Annotated in this window: 1 rRNA gene; it reads right to left on the reverse strand. The window is 56.5% G+C overall.

What is annotated here, in order from left to right:
• Positions 1–2,425, reverse strand: a 23S ribosomal RNA gene (locus ACFQ9K_RS45420); the annotation flags it as partial.
• Between the last annotated feature and the right edge of the window lie 136 nt (positions 2,426–2,561).

The raw sequence follows: 2,561 nt of genomic DNA on the forward strand, positions 1-2,561 counted from the left end.
TCCGAGGTTAGAAGTCCAATACGATCAGAGTGGTATTTCAACGACGACTCCACAAACACTGGCGTGCCTGCTTCAAAGTCTCCCAGCTATCCTACACAAGCCGAACCGAACACCAATATCAAACTGTAGTAAAGGTCCCGGGGTCTTTCCGTCCTGCTGCGCGAAACGAGCATCTTTACTCGTAGTGCAATTTCACCGGGCCTATGGTTGAGACAGTCGAGAAGTCGTTACGCCATTCGTGCAGGTCGGAACTTACCCGACAAGGAATTTCGCTACCTTAGGATGGTTATAGTTACCACCGCCGTTTACTGGCGCTTAAGTTCTCAGCTTCGCCGACCCGAAAGTGAACTAACCGGTCCCCTTAACGTTCCAGCACCGGGCAGGCGTCAGTCCGTATACATCGCCTTACGGCTTCGCACGGACCTGTGTTTTTAGTAAACAGTCGCTTCTCGCTGGTCTCTGCGGCCACCCCCAGCTCACGGAGTAAATCCGATCACCAGTGATGGCCCCCCTTCTCCCGAAGTTACGGGGGCATTTTGCCGAGTTCCTTAACCATAGTTCACCCGAACGCCTCGGTATTCTCTACCTGACCACCTGAGTCGGTTTAGGGTACGGGCCGCCATGAAACTCGCTAGAGGCTTTTCTCGACAGCATAGGATCATCCACTTCACCACAATCGGCTCGGCATCAGGTCTCAGCCTAAATGTGTGACGGATTTGCCTATCACACGGCCTACACCCTTACCCCGGGACAACCACCGCCCGGGCTGGACTACCTTCCTGCGTCACCCCATCGCTTACCTACTACCAGCTTGGTTCAGCGGCTCCACCACTTTCCTTTCCCCGAAGGGTCCGGAACGGCTTCACGGACTTAGCATTAATGGTCGATATTGGGCGTTTCAAAGCGGGTACCGGAATATCAACCGGTTGTCCATCGACTACGCCTGTCGGCCTCGCCTTAGGTCCCGACTTACCCTGGGCAGATCAGCTTGACCCAGGAACCCTTAGTCAATCGGCGCACACGTTTCTCACGTGTGTATCGCTACTCATGCCTGCATTCTCACTCGTGAACCGTCCACAACTCGCTTCCGCGGCTGCTTCACCCGGCACACGACGCTCCCCTACCCATCACAGCGGGCGTTGGCCCTATTGCTGCAATGACACGACTTCGGCGGTACGCTTGAGCCCCGCTACATTGTCGGCGCGGAATCACTTGACCAGTGAGCTATTACGCACTCTTTCAAGGGTGGCTGCTTCTAAGCCAACCTCCTGGTTGTCTCTGCGACTCCACATCCTTTCCCACTTAGCGTACGCTTAGGGGCCTTAGTCGATGCTCTGGGCTGTTTCCCTCTCGACCATGGAGCTTATCCCCCACAGTCTCACTGCCGTGCTCTCACTTACCGGCATTCGGAGTTTGGCTAAGGTCAGTAACCCGGTAGGGCCCATCGCCTATCCAGTGCTCTACCTCCGGCAAGAAACACACGACGCTGCACCTAAATGCATTTCGGGGAGAACCAGCTATCACGGAGTTTGATTGGCCTTTCACCCCTAACCACAGGTCATCCCCCAGGTTTTCAACCCTGGTGGGTTCGGTCCTCCACGAAGTCTTACCTCCGCTTCAACCTGCCCATGGCTAGATCACTCCGCTTCGGGTCTTGAGCGTGCTACTCAACCGCCCTATTCGGACTCGCTTTCGCTACGGCTTCCCCACACGGGTTAACCTCGCAACACACCGCAAACTCGCAGGCTCATTCTTCAAAAGGCACGCAGTCACGAGAACAAGGCAAGCCTTGCTCCGACGCTCCCACGGCTTGTAGGCACACGGTTTCAGGTACTATTTCACTCCGCTCCCGCGGTACTTTTCACCATTCCCTCACGGTACTATCCGCTATCGGTCACCAGGGAATATTTAGGCTTAGCGGGTGGTCCCGCCAGATTCACACGGGATTTCTCGGGCCCCGTGCTACTTGGGTGTCTCTCAAACGAGCCGCTGATGTTTCGACTACGGGGGTCTTACCCTCTACGCCGGACCTTTCGCATGTCCTTCGCCTACATCAACGGTTTCTGACTCGTCCCACGGCCGGCAGACCGTGGAAGAGAGATCCCACAACCCCGCATGCGCAACCCCTGCCGGGTCTCACACGCATACGGTTTGGCCTCATCCGGTTTCGCTCGCCACTACTCCCGGAATCACGGTTGTTTTCTCTTCCTGCGGGTACTGAGATGTTTCACTTCCCCGCGTTCCCTCCACACTGCCTATGTGTTCAGCAGCGGGTGACAGCCCATGACGACTGCCGGGTTTCCCCATTCGGAAACCCCCGGATCAAAGCTTGGTTGACAGCTCCCCGGGGACTATCGTGGCCTCCCACGTCCTTCATCGGTTCCTGGTGCCAAGGCATCCACCGTGCGCCCTTAAAAACTTGGCCACAGATGCTCGCGTCCACTGTGCAGTTCTCAAACAACGACCAGCCACCCATCACCCCGTTCTTACGAACGAGTGCACTGGGGCCGGCAACAGAAGGCAGCCTTACGGCCATACCTTCAGATACCCAACAGCGTGCC

This window comes from Nocardia sp. NPDC056564 (assembly GCF_042793755.1).
Lineage (GTDB): Bacteria > Actinomycetota > Actinomycetes > Mycobacteriales > Mycobacteriaceae > Nocardia.